The sequence below is a fragment of the Collinsella tanakaei YIT 12063 genome (assembly GCF_000225705.1).
Classification (GTDB): Bacteria; Actinomycetota; Coriobacteriia; order Coriobacteriales; family Coriobacteriaceae; genus Collinsella; species Collinsella tanakaei.
Genome location: NZ_JH126470.1, coordinates 147,918 through 167,653 on the forward strand (window position 1 = coordinate 147,918; position 19,736 = coordinate 167,653).

Genomic DNA, 19,736 nt, shown 5'->3' on the forward strand with positions numbered 1-19,736 from the left:
GTTCCCCCACATGGCTGCTATAGTGAAAACCGTTCATCCAACCACCCCGCACATGAAGGGAAAGGCATGTCAACTGAAACGCTCAGGAGCGCGTGCGCGCGCACGGATGATGAGATAGCGCTCATCGCCAATTCTATGCGCCACGACATCATCGCGATGCTCGAAGCCGCGGGCTCCGGTCATCCCGGCGGCTCGCTGTCCGCGACCGACGCCATGGCGACCCTGTTCTTCTCCGGCGTCCTCGCATGGGACCCCCAGGATTCCTCGTCCGCAGACCGCGACCGTTTCGTCCTCTCAAAGGGACATGCCGCTCCCGCGCTGTACGCCCTGCTGGTCCAGCAGGGATTCTTGCCGCATGATGAGATTGTCACCCTGCGTCACATGGGCAGCCGCTTGCAGGGCCATCCCGATAGCAACCTGTGCCCCGGCGTAGAGGTGGGCACCGGCTCGCTGGGTCAGGGCACTTCGATCGCCGCCGGCATGGCGCTGGGCTTGAAGCTCGATGCAGCCGCCGCGGGTACCGACCCCCAGCGTGTCTTCGTCCTCACCGGCGACGGCGAGCTGCAGGAGGGCCAGAACTGGGAGGCGGTCATGTTCGCCGCCCACAACAAGCTGGATAACCTTGTCCTCATGCTTGATAACAACAACCTGCAGATCGACGGCCACGTGACCGATGTCTGCAGCATCGAGTCCGCCGCCGAGAAGTTCCGCGCTTTTGGCTGGAACGTCCTTGCCTGCGACGGCCATAGCATCCCGGCTATCCGAGAGGCCCTGACTCAGGCCGTTGAGCACACCGGCGCCCCTACCGCCATCGTCTGCAAGACCGTCAAGGGCAAGGGCGTCTCCTTCATGGAGGACCAGGTGGGCTGGCACGGCAACGCTCCCAGCGCGGAGCAGGCCGCCGTCGCCCTGGCAGAGATCGATGCGGCGCGCGAGCAGCTCGCTGCGAAGGAGGCGTAAAGACCCCATGGCAAAAGCAACGCGTGCCGCTTTCGGCCCCACCCTTCTCGAGCTTGTGGACGAGGGCATCGACGTCATGGCCGTCGACGCCGACCTCGCCGGTTCCACCACCACCGCCAAGCTTGCTGCAGCTCATCCGGACCGTTTTGTCGACGTGGGCATCGCCGAGCAGAACATGATCGGCGTCGCCTCCGGCCTGGCGCTTACCGGCCGCACGGTCTTCACCGGTTCCTTTGCAGTCTTTGGCTCCGGCCGCTGCTGGGAGCAGATCCGCAACACGGTGTGCATCTCTAACCTCAACGTCAAGGTGTGCCCCACCCATGCCGGCATCACCGTCGGCCCGGACGGCGAGACCCACCAGGCGCTCGAGGACATCGCCCTCATGCGCGTTCTGCCCCATATGCGCGTGCTGGTTCCGGCTGACTACAACGCCGCCCGCGCCGCCATCAAGCTCGCCGCAAAGACCCCCGGCCCCTTCTACGTGCGCATGGGCCGCGAGCCTCTGCCCGAGGTCTACGGCGAGGACTTCTCCGTGGACACCGAGGCGTTCGCCAACGTGGTCCGCGAGGGCTCCGACATCTCCATCATGGCATGCGGCGTCGAGCTGGCCCACGCCCTGAAGGCTGCCGAGCTCCTCGCTGAGGAGGGCATCTCCGCAGAGGTCGTCGACATCATGAGCATCAAGCCCCTGGACGAGGAGACCATTCTCGCCAGCGCTGCCAAGACCGGCGTGGTCCTCACCGTTGAGGAGCACAGCGTCTACGGCGGCATGGGTTCCGCGGTCGCGGAGCTGCTGGCAGAAAAGCATCCCTGCCGCGTGAGCCGTCTGGGCATGACCGGCTTCGGTCAGTCCGGTAACGCCGCCGAGCTCTTGGCCCATTACGGCTTGGACGCCGCTGGCATCGTCGCCCGCGTGCACGAGGTTCTGGGCAAGTAGGGGGCGAAGACGGGCGGGTGCCTGCACGGCTTCTCGTCCAACTAGTCAACTAGAGCTAGACAACTAGAACTGCTTCCAGGGGGGGGTTCTGCGTACGCGCGGACCCCCTCTTGCTATTTTTGGCCTTCAGTTGGAGTTGCGCTCTGCTAAAAAGAGCCTTCATGTTGCCTGAATTGCTAAAAATCACCTCCAGTTGGAGTTGATGTCAATCAGCGATAAGGGATGCGGCTCATCTACCTGCAGATTCTCTAAACCATCGTATCCATGAATCCGCGCCAAGTCCAACTGAAGGTCGATTTCAGCAGTGCCAAGTCCAACTGGACCGTAAAAATAGCATCCAACTCCAACTGGTCCGCGATTTTAGCAAGCCAACTCCAACTGAAGCTCGATTTCAGTACAGCCAACTCCAACTGGAGGCTGAAAATAGCAGGACGAAGCGGACGGCGCAGGTGAAGCGGACGAAGCGGGCGACGCTGACGAGGCAGGCGAAGTAGGCGACGCTGACGAGAAGGACGAAGTGGGCGAAGCGGGCGACGCTGACGAGACGGGCGAAGTAGGCGACGCAGGCGAGGCAGGGCGACACGGGCGAAGCTCTATTTCGGCATGTCGATAACGCGCCTTATCGTGCTTGTTCTGTGCATCTGCGCAGGTCTTGCTAAAATAGCAAACGCATATGTAGTTCAAACGCACGACACGAAGGAGCTCTAGTGGGTAACCACTTCCGTACATCCGGAGACGAGCAGTCCGCGTCTCAGGCGCCTATGCCCCAGGCAAACGGCGTTGAGAGCAAGGATTCCGTGCCGGATTTCCAGAGCGATCCGCTCGCACAGCACGCAGCTTCGGCAGGCGATGCTTCCGCCGCTCAGTCCGCGGCAAACCCCATGCTCAACATCCCTTCGCCCGCCGCGCCCGCGCAGCCGCGCGTCAACGTGCCCGACCCTTTGGTCGATCCCGTTGGTCCGTCTACGCCATCGCTGGCAGGCATTCCCGATCCGTCCGCTCCCGCAGCGGCCCCCGCGGCCACCGCAGCTGCCGTGACTGCTCCGGACGTCTTCATGACGCCTGCGGGCGCCGCCGGTCCCTCCACGGACGCGGACGAGGCCCGTCAGATTCGCGACCTGGACGCAGCGCTCCAGAATCCGGACTTTACCTCGGTGTTCGCCCCGGCGGACCTGGACCGTGCCCAAGAGCGCAAGAAGATTGCGCGTCAGGCGGGCGTCGAGCCCGTCATCCTGACCGAGCACCTCACCAAGATCTATCCCGCGCAGCCCAATAAGCCCGCGTTGGACGATGTCAACATCGAGATCTATCCCGGAGAGTTCGTCTTCCTGGTCGGTCACTCCGGCTCCGGCAAGACCACGCTGCTCAACACCCTGCTGCGCAACGTCAAGCCTACTTCCGGCCGCGTGCTGGTCGCCGGTCAGGACCTCATGCGCATCAAGAACCGCCGCATTCCGTACCTTCGCCGCCAGATCGGCGCCGTCTTCCAGGACTACAAGCTCCTGCCCAACAAGACCGCGTACGAGAACGTGGCGTTCGCCCTGCAGTGCATCGGCAAGCCCCGCGGCGTTATCCGCGCCCAGGTACCCGAGGTGCTGCGCCTGGTGGGTTTGGCGGATCAGATGGATTCCCTGCCCGACCAGCTTTCCGGCGGCGAGCAGCAGCGCGTCTCCGTCGCTCGCGCCATGGTCAACCGCCCGCCGCTGCTCATCTGCGACGAGCCCACGGGCAACCTCGACCCGGCGATCTCGCTGGGCATCATGAAACTGCTCGAGCGCATCAACCGTACCGGCACGACCGTGATCGTGGCCACGCATGACCGCGAGATGGTCGATTCCATGCACCGTCGCGTTATCGCCCTCGAGGGCGGCCGCGTGATCCGCGACCAGGAGAGGGGAGGCTACGGCAACTATGGCTCCTTCTAATCTGGGCTACTCCCTGCGCGAGGCAGGCAGCCACTTCACCCGCAACTGGACCACGTCGTTGGGCGCGGTCATCACCATCTTCTTGTCGCTGTTCATCATCGGCTTGTTCATCATCGGCTCCGCCATGATCAACTCCATGATCGGCAGCGTTCAGGACACCGTTAAGATCTCCGCCTTCATCTCGGACGATGCATCGGACGAGGACGTCGAGGCCTTCATGGAGAAGATCGAGGGCTGGGACAACGTCAAGAACGTCGAGTTCAAGACCAAGGACGATGCCCTGGAGGACTTCCAGAGCAGCTCCAGCGACGCCGACGCAACCATCTCCGCCCTGGACGGCGAGAACCCGCTGCCCCGCTCGTACACCATCGAGATGAACGAGCCCAGCCAGGTCGAGGAGATGGCCAACAAGATCAAGCAGGACTCGGACTTCCAGCAGATCGTTGATGGCGGCAACGTGGACGAGTCGGTCCTCTACGGCCAGGAGGAGGTCGCGCGCCTGTTCCAGTTCACCGATTACATCCGCCTGGCGGCTGTGGTGCTGGTGGCTCTGCTCACCTTCGTAGCGTTCATCTTCATCAACAACACCATCCGCCTGTCAATCACCGCGCGCCGTCGAGAGATCGCGATCATGCGCCTGGTGGGTGCCTCCAACGGCTTCATCCGCGGGCCGTTTGTGGCCGAGGGCGTGCTGCAGGCGTTGTTGGGATCGCTTCTGGCCATCGGTTGCCTTGAGCTGGTCCGCAACTTCCTCATGCCTCTCATCCAGGAGAACCTCAAGTTCATGCCGTTCAACGTTACCATGGCGATGTACCTGGCAACCTACGGTTCGCTTATCCTGGTTGGTATTGTTATCGGTCTTTTTGGCTCGGCTATCGCCATGCGCCGCTACCTCAAGGTCTAGCGCCGCGCTATACTCGTCCAAAAGGTCCTTCGAGTTGGCCGTACGGCCATGACAGCTTGCACGTATATCCCGGGCGGGACTTCGGCAAGGTGAGTGCAACATATGCGCATCGCCATGTCCAAGTCCCGCCCGGGTTTTGTTTGGGTATAACAACGCCTGTTCGCGGTGCCCTTGTTTCTTTGGACGATGATTCGCACGAGGAGCCGCTTTTGATATATCGACGCGCCACCCGCACGCTGCGGCGGGCGCGAAAGGGGGTGCGTCGGTGGGACGCAAAAAGAAGGGGCGCGGCGGTCGCAAGGGTCCGGCGCGCACCCAACACCAAGCCGGCCTTATCGGCACGGTTCATATTACGGAGCGATCTGGCTATGTTGAATGCGCGGAGGGCGAGTTCAAACTCACCAGCCGCGGGCTTCGCGAGGCCATGAACGGCGACCGCGTTCATGCCAGCCTATGCCGCGGACCCCACGGTGAGCGCCGCGCTATTATCGAGAGCGTCATCGAGCATGCCGCCACCTCCGTGATAGGTACCTTTGTGCAAAACGGGCCGCTGGGCGTGGTCCATCCGCTGGACGCGCGCATTAGGCAGGATTTCTTTATCCTCCCTACGGACAATAGCCCCAAGCACCACAAGGTCAAGCCTGGCGACATCGTGTCCGCCCGTATCGAGACCTATCCGTCGCGCTATGAATCCGGCGTGGCGACCATCGAGCGCCGCATCGGCGATGCGGGCGCGCCGGACCTGGGCATCCAGTGCATCATGGCCCGCTATGATTTGAGTGACGGCTACAACCCTCGTGCGCTTGAAGAAGCCCGGGCGCTAGACCTGGATGTCGAGGCCGCTCTTGCGGACCCGCTGCGTCGCGACATCCGCGATCGCTTCCTTATCACCATCGACCCCGTTGACGCGCGCGATTTCGACGACGCCATCTCCGTTGCGCGCACGCCGGATGGTGGCTGGAACCTGGGCGTCCATATCGCCGACGTCTCGCATTACGTGACGTGGGAAAGCTCGATCGACCTTGAGGCGCGCACTCGCTCCACGTCCGTCTACCTTGCCGACCGCGTGCTCCCTATGCTGCCCGAGCGTCTTTCCAACAACCTGTGCTCGCTTGTTCCGCTCCAGGACCGTTTGGCCTTTACGGTCGATATGGTTCTTTCGCCCGCCGGTCGCGTGCGGTCCTACACTATGTTCCCATCCGTAATCCACTCGCGCGTGCGCATGGACTACGCCGCTGCGGACGCGCTGCTGCAAGATCCGCTCGCATTGGGCGATGAGCCTTCGTTCCAGCGCGCTCGCGCCTGCCTTGCCCAGGCGGAGGAAGCCGGCGTCGACCTCGCGGCTTTTCTGCGCGATGCGAACGACCTTGCCCATGCGCGCCAAAAGATTCGCCACGAGCGCGGCGCCATCGACTTCGAGACGGTCGAGGTCCATGCGATCTTGGACAATGAAGGCTATCCGGTCGAGCTGGTGAACCGCATCCGCACCGACGCGACCTCGCTCATCGAGGAAGCCATGTTGCTTGCCAACGAATGCGTGGCGGAGCGTTTGGCGGACGAGGGCGCGCCCGCGGCCTTTCGCGTGCACGAGCCGCCGTCTCCGGACAACCTGGTGGCCGCCGCGCGCGTGCTGGCAGATCTGGGGGCGATCTCGCCGCAGCAGGCATCTGAGATCGAGTTAGGCGACCCGCACGCCATCGAGCAGGGCGTCGAGGCAGCGCATGGCACGCCTTTCGAGGAGCTCACCAACGCCCTGTTGCTCCGCGCGATGCAGCGCGCCGTCTACAAGCCGCACAACCAGGGTCACTTTGCCTTGGGCGCACCGGCCTACTGCCATTTCACCAGTCCCATTCGCCGCTATCCGGACCTGTTGATCCATCGTGCGCTCAAGCTTTCGCTCGCCCGCGAGCATCTGGGTAAAAAGGCCGCGCGCGAACGCACGGACGCCCTGGTGGGCACCGGACGGCAGGCGCTCGACCAGATCGCCCCGCAGCTCTGTCGCCACGCCAGCGATCGAGAGCGCTTGGCAGACGCCGCCGCGCACGCCACGCAAAAGGTCAAGGTGGCGCAGTATTACGGTGAGCGCATAGGCCAGCGTTTCTGCGGCACCGTGTCTTGGATAGACCGCATGGGCGTCTTTGTTCGCCTGGATGATACCGGCGCCGAGGGCCTGGTGCGCATGAGCAGCCTTGGAGTCAACGGCGATTGGTGGGAGCTGGACGAGGACGCGCTCACGCTTGCCAGCTCGTCCACGGGCGATGTCATCGAGCTGGGCCGTCGCATGGTGATCGAGGTCTCAAGCGTCAACGTCATACGCGGGCACCTCGACTTCAAGCTCGTCCACGCGGTCACGCCCTCGAGCACGTTGGCGCTCCGGCAGCCTGCTCGTCCCTAGCAGCACGGCTTGCGCTACACTGGTGGCTGATTGTTTTTACAGGAGGAACCATGGATCTACCTATCGATGCCCATGATATCGAATACGCCGAGAACTTCCTTGTGACCGGCGATCTGGCGACGGCCGTGCCGCTGCTGGAGAAACTCGTCCAAATGCTTGAGGAATACGTCGAGGCCGAATGCTCCGATACCTCCAAGACGCAGTGGTTCAGCTTCGCCGACCCCTTTGAGCGCTTGGCGTACCGCCGCATCGAGCGCGACCCGCGCGAGCTGGTGCAGATGGAGGCGCCGGTCGACCGCCTCTATGGCGCCCTTGGCTTCGCTTACATTCGCCAGCAGCAGTGGGAATCCGCTCGCGACGCCCTTATGCAGGCAGTGCGTTGGAATCCCATGAACTGCAACTACCGTTTGGACCTGGCGGAGCTCTTCCGCGTGCTGGGCGACGTGCAGGAGTGGGCTGCGCTGAGCAATTCCGTGATCGAGCGCGCATCCGACAACCGTTCCGCGGCACGCGCCTACGCCAACCTGGGCCAGTTCTTTTTGGATGAGGACCGCGCCTCCGCCGCATCTGGCTGCGCGCGCATCGCCCAGCGCCTGGCGCCAACGGAGCAGCGCGTGGTCCGCTTGATGAGCCGCCTTATGAACGAGCATCCAGAGGTCGCGGAAGAGACGGACGACCATGTTATGGGCGAGCTGGTACTTGAGGGCGTGCCCACCACACCCAATGCCGAGATCGCGGTCTGCCTGCTCATGTGCGCTTCTGACGCAGCAGCAGAGGGCGATACCGCCATGGCGACCGATCTCACCGTGCGCGCGCACCACCTGGTGGGCGAGGAGGCTTGCAAGGCGCTTATCAAGCTCATCTATGAGTCGGATGCCGAGCTCAAGGCCGAGCGCGCTGCCGGCTCCGTCGATCCGCGTTCCGACGAGGCGGGGGAGTAGCCATGCCCAGCCGCAAAGAACGCAAGACCATCGCCAAGAATCGCTCCGCGCATCACGAGTACTTTATCGACGAGACGTTTGAGTGCGGCGTGGTGCTCGCGGGCACCGAGGTTCGCAGCCTGCGCGAGCGAGCCTGCCAGATAACCGACACCTTCGCCCTTATCCGCAACGGCGAGTGCTGGCTGATCGGCGTTCACATCCATCCGTATTCGCACGGTTCCATTTTCAATCGCGATCCGGATCGTCGTCGCAAGCTGCTGCTCCATCGCAAGCAGATCGATTACTTGGACGGCAAGCTTCGCAACAAGGGCTACGCCCTGGTGCCGCTGGAGCTCTATTTTGATGACAACGGCCGCGTCAAGCTGCTGCTTGGCCTGGGTCGCGGAAAGAAGCTCTACGACAAGCGCGACGATATGGCCAAGCGCGATATGCAGCGCGAGATCGACCGCGCGCTCAAAACCCGTAGCCGCTAGGCTGCGCCGAACAGCCTAATTTGCACAGCGCTGCGCTTTGGAGTCCATGTGCGCGGGTAGAATCTTTGATGCAAATGTCGCGACGCGCGGGCACCATGTTTCGCCTGGCAACACGTCCGCGCGGCGCGGCGACATCTCTACGTTAAGAGGGGACGTCATGGATCTAACTGCCTTCTTCACCATGAGCTACGGCTTGTACGTGGTCTCGTCCGAGGCGGACGGCCTCAAGGCGGGCTGCATCATCAACACCGCAACGCAGGTCACCGCTGAGCCGCCGCGCATGATGGTCGCCGTGCACAAGGACAACGTCACTGCAGACGTTATCGCTAGGGCCGGCAAGTTCGCCGTCACCGCGATCGATAAGACCGCGGACATGCCCTATATCGGCAACTTCGGTTTCCGCAGCTCCAATACGTTCGATAAGTTTGAGAAGTACGGCGAGGAGCGCACGGGCAACGGCTGCCCCTATAGTCCCCAGCATATCTGCGCCGTGTTTTCTTGCGACCTCATCGAGACCGTGGACGTGGGCACCCATTATCTATTCATCGGCGATGTGGTCGAGGCGGAGCGCGTTTCGGACGAGGAACCTCTGACGTATTCTTACTATCACTCCACCCTCAAGGGCAAGACGCCTCCCAAGGCCTCGTCTTACCAGGCATAGCCCCGCTATGGAGGCGCCGCGCCGCGTCGCCCCGTGCTGCGCGGTTGCGCCACCTCGAGGCGTGCGGCCCGCATGCGCAAGGCGCGTGTAAATCCTTATTAGGATTCTGTATTGTTACTTGCAAGGCATCCCATCGAATGGTATAAGAATGGTAGCAAAAGAGGGCGCCGCGAGGGGATTCCGGTGCGACCGCCCGCTTGAGAAGATTCCAATTTCGCGCATGCACCCGCGCGGGATGGATATACTTCTACTATTGTTCATTCGCCTGTGAAAGGAAGGTTCGCCATGAGCGACGAGAAGACCTACAAGTTTGTTTGCGTTGTCTGCGGTTTCGAGGTCGAGGTCGACACCCCCGAGCTTCCCAAGGACTACATCTGCCCCGTTTGCGGCGTTGGTCCCGACCAGTTTGAGGCCGTCGAGGAGTAACCTCGCTTCAACCAGATGTCTGGAATCGCCGGGCGGACCGTTTCGCATATGCGTCGGTTCGCCCGGTTTTTTACCGCGGCGTCAAAGCGATGGCGTTTCTAATGCTGCCGGATGGATTGAGAAGTCGTAGAACATGATTGCTCCGAGGGGGCAATCGGTCCCGAATAGCGAACAAGCCCGCTTCATGGTCCTATGCAACCCCTACGCCGTGCGCACCTTCAGCGTGTCTTGATAGCGGCCGTCGGGAGAGAGCAAGTCGCGAGCCAGGCGGATAAAGTAGCTTGCCGCCTCCAGCTCCGGTCGCGTCTCGTGATCCTCGGGATGAAACTCGCCCGGGCCGTCGGCAGAGGTGGCATTCGGCGCGGCGCGGTCGTACATGCGCACCTGGCCTACCATCTGCCATGCGCCGTCAATGCATCCTATGCGCTCGGCTATGGTGCCGTTCTTCCAATGCTTTACCTCGCATAGGTGCTGGTCGTATACGTCGTAGCAGCGGCCGGTCCGCACGTCTTTGAGCGTGCTGACGCCCGTGGCGGCATCCTTTTTAAGAATGGCAAAGCGCGAGAAGAACTGCGTGTCGCGCACCTGGAGCAGACGGTCCAAAGCCTGCTGCGATACGCGCGCGGGGCGCTCGTTCAAATAGAGCGATAGCGGGGTAAGGCCGTCTCGCAGCGGGCATTCGAACAATAGCCACTCGGTAAAGCACATACTCATGATTACCTGTTTATCATCGTCCAGTTTATCGAGCTCGTTGTGCGGGTCTATGTAAGAAAAGAAGACGTCATTGGTCCAGTCTAAAAACTGGAACTTCCTCAACAGCCAGTAGTTCGCCATCTGGCGAATATCGCGCTCAACGTCTTGGTATGTACTCATCGCTCGTTCCTCCATGACTTCGCTGGTTCAATGGCTCGCCCCCGCGGACGGGCACGGCATAGCGAAACACGGGCGATGCACGGTTTTTATACGCTGCATCTTCCAAAAGTCAGCGCGCAATCTATCCAAGATGTGGCCGCGGCAGGTACAGGGGCCGCCTCGGTCCTTCATCGTCCAAAAACAAGGGTCCGCGCACACAAAGAAACCACCCTGGGGCGCCATGGCCCTTAGGGTGGTTTGGACGATGAAGCGTATCGATCACCGGCTATCGCCGGGCGGCATGAAAGCCGCGTTCGCGTTAGCGGACGATGAGGTTGGCCGGCTGTTCCATAATCCAATCCAGCTCGGCATCCAGCTCGGGCAGGTGCTTGACGCGCAACTTGTCCGCCAATACGCCGCGCGCCATCACATGGGTCACCTCGCGTAGGGTCGAGAGGTCGTCAAGCGGGTTGCTCTTCACCGTGATGATGTCCGCCTCCTTGCCAACCTCGATGGTGCCGCAGACGTCGCCCAGTCCCAGCAGTTGGGCATTGACCTGCGTGGCGGTGTGCAGGGCGAACGCGTTTGAGACGCCGGCGTACTTGGCAAAGTAGGCGACCTCGCGCCACATGTCGTACTGGGTGACGTAGGGGCAGCTCGAGTCCGTGCCCAGGCCCACGGGAATGCCTGCGGCAAGTGCCTGCTTCGCGCTCTCGATAATGCCCGAGCACACAATGTCGCCGTTGATCTTCTGCACTTCGGTGGAGTGGGTCTTTTCCGGATCGAGCAGCGTGAACGGCAGGGCGGGCGAGATGGTGCAGGTGACCGATGCGGGGCGTTCGGCAAGCTGCGCGCCGTTGCGAGAAAGATAGAGCTCGCGAATCTCATCGTCCATGGGCGCGCCGTGTTCGATGGTGTCGACGCCGGCTGCAAGAGCGATGCGCACGCCTTCGGTGCTCTCCACGTGCGCCATGACGGGTATGCCGAGCTTGTGGGCGGCCTCGCAGGACGCTTGGGCGACCTCTGGAGACATGCGCACCACGCCGGGCTCGCCGGGCTCCGTCGCGTCGAAGACGCCTCCGGTGACAAAGAGCTTGATCACGTCCGCTCCGCGCTGGGCGAGCGACCGCACCATGGAAGCGGCCTCCTGCGGGGTGTTGGCCACCTGCGCGAAGAGCCCCGCGCCGTGTCCTCCGGGCACGGTGACGCCGGTGCCGGGCGAGACCAGGCGCGGGCCGGGGTATTTGCCGGCGTTGATGGCGTCGCGCACGTCCAGGTCGCACAGCAGCGGGTCGCCCGCACCGCGCACGGTGGTGACGCCGCTGGCCAGCTGCTGCTGGGCGCTGCTTTTAAGGATGCGGCGGACGATGGCGCGGCCCACGGGGTTGTCGAGCTTCTTCATAAGGCTTCCCGCATCGCCCGCGGAGACCGGCTTGCCCGATCCGCACAGGTGCACGTGCATATTGATGAGGCCGGGTAGCAGGTAGCCTCCGGCAAGGTCGATGACGCGCGCGCCGTCCTCGATGCGGGCGATGGCATCCGGGGCGATGCCCGTGATAACGCCGCGGTCCACGGTGACCGTCATGTTGGGACGAGGCTCCATGGAAGCGGTCCCGTCTAGAAGGGTGGCGTTGGTGAACGCGATGGAATTATTGGTTGCTGACATAACCTCACCTGCTTGTGCTCTGAAACCCTGCGGCCGCAGGCGGGTGCGGCTCGCGCGATTCGCCTGCGGATAATGAGGCAAGTGTACACCCGCGCGTGCAGGGAGGATGTGCGTGCGGGACGGGCGGCCGCGCAGCGACAGCGCGCGGGAAGGGCGCACGGGGCGCGCCCGGGTATCCGTTCGGTTATAGGTCGAGCTGCTGCTCCGCATTCGTTTCGGGGCGCAGCGCGGCTGCCAGGGCGTCGCGGCGCCTCTTATGGAGCGGCGTCAGCTTCAGCTCGTCCAAAGACGCGATAATCTGCAGGGCGCGGTCACGGTCGCCGTGAAACTGCTCCCAGGTGCATTCGTCCAAAAGCCAGCTGGCGTATTCCAACGGGCTCTGCGCGCGGTCGACTCCATCGCGGATGAACGCGGCGTCCTGCGACGTCCATGCCGCGGGGTCCTTAAGTATGACTTGGTAGCGGGCGTGCAGGCCGTCGAGCTCCTTGGCAAGGGCGCTGCCCGCCGACGCTTTGCGCCCAAGCTCATCCAAACGCGACAGCGCGAGGGATTCGCCGGCGGAATCGCCCACGTCATGGCGGCACATGGTCTCGATTGAGAGGACGGCGAGCCAGTAGGGGTTCTTGGGGGATTTAAACCTGACCTGCGAGAGCAGCTGCAGCGCACGCATGGACTCGCCTTGGTAGTAGAGGCCGCGTGCCTGCTCGGTTGCAAGGATGCTGCGGGAACGGTCGTGCACATCGCTGGCGACAAGCGCTTCCATGACGGCGCGGTACTTGGCGGGGTCGCATTCGAGGCTGCAAATCTGGTGCAGGGAGCCAAAACGATTGATCGCCCGCGTTCGATGAAGGAAGGATATTGCAACGGCGGAAGCCAGGAGCGCCAGATAGATGATCCCCGCGGCAGGGGGTTTGAGCGCGATGACGGCGAGCGCCGCCGCGAAGACGGCGATCTCGGTTGGGATAAAGATGAGGCAGCGCTTCTTGATCCATGCGACATGTTGGTCGGCGACCTGTTGCGCGTTCAGGTTCTCGTAAGGCGATCGCTGCCATGACGGGCGCGTCCGGGTTGAGGGCGCGCAGGCGTAAGTTGTGGGTGGGGGCGAGGACGGCTTGGAAGTGGGGTCGTGCATGAGCGCTCCTGTCCTGCAAGGTTTCACTAGCCGCTCGCTGCGTTGGATTGCGTGATGAGGGAGTGTGCGGCAAGGGGTCGGCGGAAACGTTGCCGCATATTGTAGCGCATGCGGGGGTGCTGCCACAATGTTGCCCGTAGGCGCGACCCTCGCCGGTCCCCCACATCGCGAGGCCAGCTAAAAGGACACTGGGGCAGCTGCCTGCTCCGGCGCGTCCGTCAGCTTTCCAGCGCTGCAGCGGTTGTGGTCGTCTTAGCGGCTGTTGCCCCTGCAGCCTCTGGCGATGCCTTCGGTTTTGTCGCCGCCAAAGGCGTCGCTTCATTACGATGCTTGGTTGGTCTGCCGGGATTGCGCGGGCTGTTGAACCGGTCCATAACATCCTGAGCGTTGAGCAGGCGGGAGCTCCCCACCTTCTCCGAGCGGATCGCCCCATCCTTTACCAGCGTGTAGATTCTTGCGCGGCTTACGTTGAGGATGTCGGCGGCTTCCGCTACGGTCATGGTTTCAGTTCGCTCGCACCCCACTTCAACAAGGGCCATGATGCCCATTGCGATGCTGCCGGCGGGTAGGGCCCCCGCAGTTCCAAAGGACCCAATATGGGGGACGTCCTCTCCAGCCTCAAGGCGTTCGGCGATGTCCATGGTAAGTAGGTCTTGTGCCATATAGGCAGCGTCGGCAAGGCTGGTTCCTTGGGTATAGAGACTGAGTTCTGGGAAGTAGACTTCATATATATCGCCGTATGGGGTCAATATCGCCTCGTAGAGATATCTGTCCACAGCTGCTCCCTTCTGCATATCGATTCGGCGCACGTCGCGTCTTGGCGCTCATCTTCTGAGGCCGTCTGCCCTTTTCTTGATATCGTATTCCACGCCGGGCGACAGGTCGCCTCGATGGCGTGGAATACGAATTTTGGTTCCCCAGGGCATAATGAATGTGTCATGTTCTCGTCCATGGTTGAGGAATACGCCCTCCCTTGCGAGAACGTATTGGACGGCGTCTCGATAAGTCATTGGCATCGGACGCCCCTTTAATAATAAATATTATAACTTGTAATGGTTTTTAGCTAGATGATCGTGAGACCCACTAAAAGGACGCTTTTTGCCGAGACGTCGGGGCAAAAAGCGTCCTTTTAGTGGGTTTCGTCAAAACGCCAAGGAAGGAGAGGGCTCGGGGTGGCCCCGCCGAACACCCGGCACGGCAGCACGGCGGCGCAGCGCCTCGGCGCATGCCGAAAAACCCCGCCGAACGGCAGGCCCGCGCCGTAGCGAATTCGGTTACGCGCGCGCCCTTTGGTACAATCCGCCCTATCTGTTCGCCGTCGGTTGCAAGGAGCGCATATGGCGATCGTGGGCATAGACCTGGGCACAACCAACAGCCTGGCGGCGGTATACAAAGACGGGCGCGCGCAGCTGGTGCCCAACCAGTTTGGCGAGTTCCTTACCCCCAGCGTGGCGAGCGTGGACAAGGACGGCCGCGTCGTGGTGGGCCGTATCGCCCAAGAACGGCTGGTGACGCAGCCACAGGACACCATCGCGCGCTTCAAGCGCAAGATGGGCACCGACGCGGTGTTATAACCTGGGCGGGCGCCGCTTCACGCCGGAAGCGCAGGAGTTTTTGGGCGAGCGTGTGGACGAGGCGGTGGTGAGCGTTCCCGCCTACTTCGACGTGGCGCAGCGGGCGGCGACCAAGCGCGCGGGCGCGCGTGCGGGCGTTCGCGTGGAGCGCTTGGTCAGCGAGCCCTCCGCCGCGGCGCTGGGGCATCATTTCTCAAGTGAGGGCGCCGTGGCCGCCGCCGCGGCGGACGGGTACCCGCCGGACGAGACCTTCTGCGTGTTCGACTTTGGCGGCGGCACGCTCGACGTCTCGGTGGTCGACTGCTTCGACAACGTGGTGGGCATCAGCGCGGTGGCGGGCGATAACCATCTGGGCGGGGGCGACTTCGACCTGTTGATCGCGCAGGAGGCGTGTCGCATCAACGGTATTGGCCTCAACGCGCTAGGGGCCTCCCGGCGCGAGACGTTGCTGCGCGAGGCGGAGCGCGCCAAGCGCGAGCTTGCGGACCGCGATTCCCATGCGTTTCTGCGCAGCTCCATCCCCGCGCTGCCCCAGGTGCTCCATCTAACCAACAAGGGGCTCTTCGAGCTCGCCGTGCCGTTGTTCATCCGCATCGAGCGCCCGCTCAAGCAGGCGGTGTATGACTCGGACGTGCCGGCAGAAGAGATCTCGCGCGCGGTGCTGGTGGGCGGATCCAGCCGCATGCCCGTGGTGCGCGACTACCTCGAACGACTGCTTGCGGTTCCCGTGACCTGCGAGGAGGATTGCGATGTGGCCGTAGCGCTTGGCCTGGGCACCTACGTTGGCATCAAACAGCGCGCGCGGGGCGTCGACAGCTTGGTGCTAACGGACATCTGCCCGCATTCGCTTTCGACCGACGTGCGCAACCCTCATCCGCCGTTTGAGCCCCTGGCATCTGTCCTCATCCCACGCAACACCACGCTGCCGGCGAGCAGCTCGCAGGTGTACGCCAATTCGCAGGTGGGTGCGCGCGAGGCTCGCGTGGCGGTGTACCAGGGCGAGAACGTGTACGTGCAGGACAACAAGCAGCTGGCGGAGCTCATGGTGCCGCTGCCGCGTAACAACAAGAGCCATGAGCCCTTTACCGTCACGTTCACCTATGACATCAATTCTATTTTGGGCGTGGAGGTGCGCGTGCATTCCACGGGCGAGGTCACGCGCCGTGTCTACAACGGGTCGAGCTAAGATGAGGGCGAGGACGCGCTGGCGACCCTGCAGGAGGTTCAACTGAGCGCGCGCATGGAGCCGGCACGGGTCGACGCGGAGCTGGCCCTGGAGCGCGCGCTGCGCGTGGCGGCCGAGGGCAGCGATTATGTTCGCGACTATTTAAGCGTTTTGACCTGCGATTTTGCAAGCAGCTTGAATTCTAACAGCTTAAAGCTATTGATTACGAAAACACGCCAGCTCAACGCCGTGCTCGATCGCATCGAGGCTGACAAGGCGGATAACGCGTTCTTTAGGCATGGGGACGAGGGCGATTGCGGCGAGCTCGGTGGTCCTGGCGACAGCTCGGGCAACGAGGCGGGCGACGGTTCGCATGGTTTGGACGATGGCTTGGACGAGGAGCGGCTGTGAATATCTGGGACGTCTTGGAGATCGAGGCAACGTCGAGCGCCCGGGCGATAAAGCGTGCCTACGCGCGGCAGCTTACCAAGCATCACCCCGAGGATGATCCGGAAGGCTTCCAGCTGGTGCAGGCCGCCTACGAGCGCGCGCTGCTTATCGCCCGCGGGGGCAAGGGCGCATCCGAGGACGTGTCGCCCGCGCTTCGTGCAAGCGTCGAAGCAGGAGCCGTCGCGCCGGAGGCCGTAACCACGGCACCCGCAGCGACGGCATCCGCTGTGGGGGAGCCTGCGGCATCGGAGCCCGAAGCGGTGCCGTCCGCCGCTAACGCCACCGTCCCGCGTCCGCGTATCGCGCGCCCGGGCGGCGTTTTTGCTGACGTCAAGGCCGAAGCTGAGGCCGAAGCAGCTGCCGCGGCCTCAGCAGGCGACCCCGCGGGCGCCAGCGCCGGCACCGAGTCCGACTTCATCCGCGAAAAGATGCTGGGCGACATCCGGCATCGTGAGGACGCGCTGCGCTGGATCGACGACCTGGACCGTGATCTGAACAGCAACGGCGACGCGCTCGCGGCTTTGCGGCGCCGGCCTGCAGCGCAGTACATGGACGTCGACGGCGCGGACCAGGCTGCGGCGAACCTTCTTCGTCCATACGTAAGCCGCATGCGCCAGCGCGATTTGGACCAGCTTGAACAGGCGCTGGGAGCCGCGGCAGAACAAGATGCGCTGCGTGCGCTGCTGGCGCGGCGCCGGGCGGAGCACGCGAAGCATCGGCGAGATGTGCTGAGCGTGCTGGCGAGCGTGGTGGTGCTCGCGGTGTCCTTTTCGCTGCGCATGGGGCAGATAAGCCGTAGGGCGGAGCTGCGACAAGAGGCGCAGCAGAGCATGGAGCAGATGAGGCAAGAGGTCTTGAAGCGCCGTGATTCGCTGGATTTAGAAGGCCCATCGTTTGGCGCGCCCATTGCCAGTGAGGATGAGAAGCGCGCGCTCGAGGCGGCGGCAGAGACAAACCGTGCGGCGATTCTGGACTACCTGCGGCAGGCGTTTGGGGCTGAGTTCACGCTGGAGGAAGACCCATCGTTTGTTCCCGGGCATACCGACACGGTGATGGCGATAGCGACCGATCCGGCAGCTGCACGCTATGCGGTGATGGCAGATGTGGACGAGGAGTGCCGCATAACCGAGATTCGCTCCGCCGTGGAGGTGGATGAGAAGGCCGTGCCTGCGCCTGCGGGCGATGCCAGCTAAAGTAGGCCACCGCGCGGGACGCAGGTGCGCGGCTGCGCTAAGGCGCCGGCCATAGCGACTGCGGGCGAAGCACGGACAAGGACCTTCAACCACGGCCGGGCAGTAAAAAGGGGCCGCGGGCTTATCCGGGGATGCTCTGAGACGCAGCGCGTCGAACGCATCCCCGGATAAGCCCGCGGCCCCTGGTTTGTAGCCGACGGCGAGCAGGGCTCCTCGTCCACCTACGCCTTACGAGCGCGACGACGGCCCATGAGATAGGTGGCGACCGCCAGCGTGATGATGTGCGCCGCCACAAACGGCCAGCGCGTGGGGTTGGAGATGCTGGAGAGGCCCACGGCCAGCGAGCTCGCAATGGCGATCACGGGCGCGATGGCGCGGCGAATGCGCGTGGCGCGGTTGGGCGCGGGGCCGGCGGGATCGTGGACTAAGGCCTGGACGTAGAACAGCGGCAGCACCAACAAGGTGAGGCTTACGCTGACTTCCGAGATGTCGCCGTTGGGCAGCAGGTTGAAGGTGGTGACCACGGCGTGCACGGCCATCCAAAACAGGGTGGTGCCCAGCGCGATCGCGGCAGACACCAAGGGGAACTTGAGCGTCTTGTTCATGCGCAGGACGGCCTTGGAGCACGGAATCTCATCGTGCAGGGCAAGCGCGTAGGGCATGCGCAAAAGCGACAGCACCAGGCCGTTGGCGGTTCCCACCACGGCGATAAGTGCGATAAGGTTGGGCAGGGTTGCGGCGCCCTCGCCAAAGAGCTCCACAAAGAGCATCGACAAGCTGGCGTCGCCGGCGGCCATGACGGTCTGCGGGCCCAGCGTGCAAGAGACGCCCAAGAAGTAGCCAACGTAGAGGACCAAGATGATCGCCGGTCCGATGGTGAGCGCCAGCGGCAGGTTGCGCTTGGCGTTCTTGAGCTCCGGCGCGATGCTGGCGGCGGCGCTCCAGCCGTCGAAGGCGAAGGCGATGGGCGCGGCGGCGGCGATCCACCCGGTGCCGGCGGCGCCCGCGGTCTCTATGCCATGGACAATGTGCTGGGCGGGCTGGCCAAAGACGAGGCCCACCGCCAGCACCACCACCAGCGGGGCTACTTTGGCGACGGTGGTGGTGTTCTGCACGTAGCCGCCAAGCGTGGGCCAGCAGACGTTCCATACACAGCAGGCCAGTAAAAACACCAGGCCAATGGCCATCTGCTGGGCAAAGGTGCCCGCCAGGCCAAAGGTCATGCAGGCGTAGACGCCCACCACCCAGCAGATGATGGCGGTCACCATGGGCAGGTACAAAAAGGTGAAGTGCCAGCCAACAAAGGTAAGGCGGTGCGGGCCCAAAAAGCGCTCGGCATAGGCGATGGGGCCGCCGGCGCCATCGGTGCGCGAGGCGAAGCGAGCCAGGGTGAGGCCGCCAAAGACAATGGTGGTCGCGGCCAGTAGAAACATCGCCACGCCTAGGGCGACGTTGCCGCCCGTGGCGATCAAGATGTTGTCAGATTTAAAGAAGATGCCAGACCCAATGCAGATGCCAACGATCATGCACAGGGCGGTAGTGAGCGTGTAGCGCTCGACGTGAACGGTTTGGTTTTCCATCGCGCGGTGCCTCTACGCGTCCTTGGTGGCGACGCCCAGGATGGAGCACATGATGCTCACGATGATGGCGCCCACAAACGCGGACCAGAAGCCGGAGATAGAGATGCCCGAGCCCAGCAGGTTGACGGACAGCCAGCTTGCGAGCTCCAGCATGAAGCTGTTGACCACCAGCTGGAACACGCCCAGCGTAAGGAAGGTGACCGGCAGCGAGATCACGGTGATCAGCGGTTTGACCAGCGAGTTGACCAGGCCCAAAAACAGGCCGACAAAGGCAAAGCTCAGCCAGGCGTCCGTGGGGCCAAACGGCGCGATGCCCGGAACAATGAAGGTGGCGATGGCGATAGAGATGGACGTCAAGAGCCAGTTGAGAAGAAAGCGCATGGGGATCTCCTGTCTGTGGACGAGAATCATCGAATGGTCCGCCAGCCCGTTGGCGGTGCGAGTTGGGGTGAGCCGGGGCGGGTGCGGGCGGACGCGTGGGTACGTGGGTGGACGCACCGAG

19 protein-coding genes are annotated in these 19,736 nt (G+C 63.3%); 13 read left to right on the forward strand and 6 right to left on the reverse strand.

What is annotated here, in order from left to right; genetic code table 11:
* The first annotated feature begins 66 nt into the window (after positions 1–66).
* From HMPREF9452_RS07380 to HMPREF9452_RS07425, 9 genes are all read left to right on the forward strand, one after another.
* The gene (locus HMPREF9452_RS07380) at positions 67–960 is read left to right on the forward strand and encodes a transketolase (protein WP_009141511.1); all 894 of its coding nucleotides are present in this window, start codon (positions 67–69) and stop codon (positions 958–960) included.
* 7 nt (positions 961–967) lie between these two features.
* Positions 968–1,897 (forward strand): transketolase family protein, encoded by a 930-nt coding sequence (locus HMPREF9452_RS07385; protein ID WP_009141512.1) that lies wholly within the window; start codon positions 968–970, stop codon positions 1,895–1,897.
* A 707-nt stretch (positions 1,898–2,604) separates the two neighbouring features.
* Entirely contained in the window at positions 2,605–3,822 is a 1,218-nt protein-coding gene (ftsE, locus tag HMPREF9452_RS07395; RefSeq protein WP_009141514.1) for a cell division ATP-binding protein FtsE, read from the forward strand.
* Positions 3,809–4,726, forward strand: a complete 918-nt coding sequence (gene ftsX, locus HMPREF9452_RS07400; RefSeq protein WP_009141515.1) for a permease-like cell division protein FtsX — start codon at positions 3,809–3,811, stop codon at positions 4,724–4,726. Before ftsE ends, ftsX begins: the two co-directional genes overlap by 14 nt.
* 265 nt (positions 4,727–4,991) lie before the next feature.
* Entirely contained in the window at positions 4,992–7,121 is a 2,130-nt protein-coding gene (locus tag HMPREF9452_RS07405; RefSeq protein WP_009141516.1) for a ribonuclease R family protein, read from the forward strand.
* A gap of 50 nt (positions 7,122–7,171) precedes the next feature.
* Positions 7,172–8,062: a hypothetical protein gene (locus tag HMPREF9452_RS07410; protein WP_009141517.1), complete on the forward strand. Its 891-nt coding sequence runs from the start codon at positions 7,172–7,174 to the stop codon at positions 8,060–8,062.
* 2 nt (positions 8,063–8,064) lie between these two features.
* On the forward strand, positions 8,065–8,535 hold the full coding sequence (gene smpB / locus HMPREF9452_RS07415; protein ID WP_009141518.1) for an SsrA-binding protein SmpB: 471 nt from the start codon (positions 8,065–8,067) through the stop codon (positions 8,533–8,535).
* Between the two features lie 157 nt (positions 8,536–8,692).
* Positions 8,693–9,196 carry a flavin reductase family protein gene (locus HMPREF9452_RS07420; RefSeq protein WP_009141519.1) on the forward strand — a complete coding sequence of 168 codons (504 nt, stop codon included), beginning with the start codon at positions 8,693–8,695 and terminating at the stop codon, positions 9,194–9,196.
* Positions 9,197–9,481: 285 nt separating this feature from the next.
* Positions 9,482–9,622, forward strand: coding sequence for a rubredoxin-like domain-containing protein (locus HMPREF9452_RS07425; protein ID WP_009141520.1), 141 nt, complete (start codon positions 9,482–9,484; stop codon positions 9,620–9,622).
* A 201-nt stretch (positions 9,623–9,823) separates the two neighbouring features.
* Here HMPREF9452_RS07425 and HMPREF9452_RS07430 read toward each other — a convergent pair whose 3' ends face one another.
* From HMPREF9452_RS07430 to HMPREF9452_RS07445, 4 genes are all read right to left on the reverse strand, one after another.
* Positions 9,824–10,495 carry a hypothetical protein gene (locus HMPREF9452_RS07430; RefSeq protein ID WP_009141521.1) on the reverse strand — a complete coding sequence of 224 codons (672 nt, stop codon included), beginning with the start codon at positions 10,493–10,495 and terminating at the stop codon, positions 9,824–9,826.
* A 298-nt stretch (positions 10,496–10,793) separates the two neighbouring features.
* Positions 10,794–12,140: an amidohydrolase family protein gene (locus HMPREF9452_RS07435; protein WP_009141522.1), complete on the reverse strand. Its 1,347-nt coding sequence runs from the start codon at positions 12,138–12,140 to the stop codon at positions 10,794–10,796.
* A 184-nt stretch (positions 12,141–12,324) separates the two neighbouring features.
* Positions 12,325–13,272 carry a hypothetical protein gene (locus HMPREF9452_RS07440; RefSeq protein ID WP_009141523.1) on the reverse strand — a complete coding sequence of 316 codons (948 nt, stop codon included), beginning with the start codon at positions 13,270–13,272 and terminating at the stop codon, positions 12,325–12,327.
* A 218-nt stretch (positions 13,273–13,490) separates the two neighbouring features.
* Positions 13,491–14,048, reverse strand: a complete 558-nt coding sequence (locus tag HMPREF9452_RS07445) for a helix-turn-helix domain-containing protein (RefSeq protein WP_009141524.1) — start codon at positions 14,046–14,048, stop codon at positions 13,491–13,493.
* A 561-nt stretch (positions 14,049–14,609) separates the two neighbouring features.
* Here HMPREF9452_RS07445 and HMPREF9452_RS11395 point away from each other — a divergent pair.
* From HMPREF9452_RS11395 to HMPREF9452_RS07460, 4 genes are read left to right on the forward strand one after another with little or no spacing between them, the layout of a single operon-like run.
* Positions 14,610–14,846, forward strand: coding sequence for an Hsp70 family protein (locus HMPREF9452_RS11395; RefSeq protein ID WP_009141525.1), 237 nt, complete (start codon positions 14,610–14,612; stop codon positions 14,844–14,846).
* A gap of 1 nt (position 14,847) precedes the next feature.
* Positions 14,848–16,032: an Hsp70 family protein gene (locus HMPREF9452_RS07455; protein ID WP_083821858.1), complete on the forward strand. Its 1,185-nt coding sequence runs from the start codon at positions 14,848–14,850 to the stop codon at positions 16,030–16,032.
* Positions 16,033–16,086: 54 nt separating this feature from the next.
* Positions 16,087–16,422 (forward strand): hypothetical protein, encoded by a 336-nt coding sequence (locus tag HMPREF9452_RS11400; RefSeq protein WP_009141527.1) that lies wholly within the window; start codon positions 16,087–16,089, stop codon positions 16,420–16,422.
* Positions 16,419–17,654, forward strand: a complete 1,236-nt coding sequence (locus HMPREF9452_RS07460; protein ID WP_009141528.1) for a J domain-containing protein — start codon at positions 16,419–16,421, stop codon at positions 17,652–17,654. The genes HMPREF9452_RS11400 and HMPREF9452_RS07460 overlap by 4 nt, the downstream gene beginning before the upstream one ends.
* Before the next feature lie 221 nt (positions 17,655–17,875).
* Here HMPREF9452_RS07460 and HMPREF9452_RS07465 read toward each other — a convergent pair whose 3' ends face one another.
* Together HMPREF9452_RS07465 and HMPREF9452_RS07470 are read right to left on the reverse strand one after the other, a co-directional pair.
* Entirely contained in the window at positions 17,876–19,234 is a 1,359-nt protein-coding gene (locus HMPREF9452_RS07465; protein WP_009141529.1) for an APC family permease, read from the reverse strand.
* A 12-nt stretch (positions 19,235–19,246) separates the two neighbouring features.
* On the reverse strand, positions 19,247–19,615 hold the full coding sequence (locus HMPREF9452_RS07470) for a phage holin family protein (protein WP_009141530.1): 369 nt from the start codon (positions 19,613–19,615) through the stop codon (positions 19,247–19,249).
* Positions 19,616–19,736: the final 121 nt, after the last annotated feature.